Raw genomic sequence first — 1,439 nt, forward strand, 5'->3', positions numbered from 1 at the left:
CTAGTAGTACTTCGTTAGGTCTGGAGTGGTGGGGTGTGTGCTGCCGCGCGCGTGGTGGGTAACTCGCGGTGGCAGGTGGGGCATTCGCCGGTCCAGGCCCGTATCAGGTCCTGGATGGCGTCGAGGACTCGGTAGAAGGTCAGGCCGGCGTCTCGACTTTTGGGTCGAGGCGCCGGAGGGTGAGGAAGGCGTGGGCGGCGGTGACCAGGGTGACGTGATGGTGCCAGCCGCGCCAGGTCCGGCCCTCGAAGTGGTCCAGGCCCAGGCCGTGCTTCATCTCGCGGTAGTCGTGCTCGATGCGCCAGCGGATCTTGGCCAGGCGCACGAGCCGTCGGATCGCCGTGTCGGGCGGAAGGCTGGTGAGCCAGTAGTCCGTCGGCGCGTCCTCGCCAGAAGGCCACTCGACCAGCAGGGTCTCGGCCGGCAGGACACCGTCCCAGGAGGCGCTTCCTCCCGCGTCGGCGGCGGCGAGCGCCCGGGGGATCCTCCCTGCGGGCCGCACCTGCAGGACTCGGAAACGCGAACGCATCGCCCCTCGGCTGCCCTGGCGCCAGGTGACCTGCCGAAACGCCCGGCGTCCGGCCTCGGTGGCGAGTTCGCGCAGGGCGGTGGAGTCGGTGCGGTAGCGGGGCAGTGTCCTGCGGCCGGCACCGCCGTAGGCGGGCGCCACCGGCTCCGCGTCATGGCGGTGCGCGGTCTCGTCGCCGCGCACCGCCACGATGTAGTCCAGGTCCCGCGCGCGCAAGGCGTGGCGGAAGGCCGCCGACTGGCCGTAGCCCGCGTCGGCGACCACGACCTGCGGGGCAAGCCCCCAGGAGACCAGCTCGTCGAGCGCATCGATCGCCAGCCGCCACTTCTCGACGTGTCCGATCTCTTCCGGCAGGCCGGTCCGCTCCCGGCGGGGATCCTCGCGGTCGTCCCAGTCCGGCGGCACGAACAGCCGCCAGGACAACGGGCTGGATGCCTTGTCGGTCACAGCGTGGACACTCACCCCCACCTGGCACAGCGAGCGCTTGCCCAGCGCGCCACAGTACTGCCGGGAGGTGGCCACGGACTGGTCCCCGGCCTTCGGGAACGAGGTGTCGTCGATCACCCACGCCTCCGGCGCGAGGGCGGAGGTCATCTTCCCGGCGATCCGCCGCAGCACCGGCCTGTGGTCCCATGGCGACTGGCTGACGAACTGCTGCAGGGCCTGCATGTTCCCGTCCGGCAGCCGCTCGGCCATCGGCTGGATCGACTTGCGTCGCCCGTCCAGCATCAGCCCGCGCAGGTAGCAGTCCCCCTGCCGGCGCTGGTCCTTGCGTGCCAGCGACGCGAACACCTCGGCCACGAAATCGCCGAGGTCTCCGCGTAGCCTCTCCACCTCACCAAGATCCACAGACCGCAGCATGCGTCGCCGCAACCATCGAAATCAAATCAACCTAACGAAGTACTACTAG

The 1,439-nt window shown here is 70.3% G+C and carries 1 protein-coding gene; it reads right to left on the reverse strand.

Going from position 1 to position 1,439, the window contains the following annotated elements; translation table 11 throughout:
• Positions 1–139: 139 nt before the first annotated feature.
• Positions 140–1,378: an IS701 family transposase gene (locus tag ACFW2Y_RS35860; protein ID WP_384887946.1), complete on the reverse strand. Its 1,239-nt coding sequence runs from the start codon at positions 1,376–1,378 to the stop codon at positions 140–142.
• Between the last annotated feature and the right edge of the window lie 61 nt (positions 1,379–1,439).

Origin of the sequence: Streptomyces sp. NPDC058877 (genome assembly GCF_042742855.1) — a bacterium.
Lineage (GTDB): Bacteria > Actinomycetota > Actinomycetes > Streptomycetales > Streptomycetaceae > Streptomyces.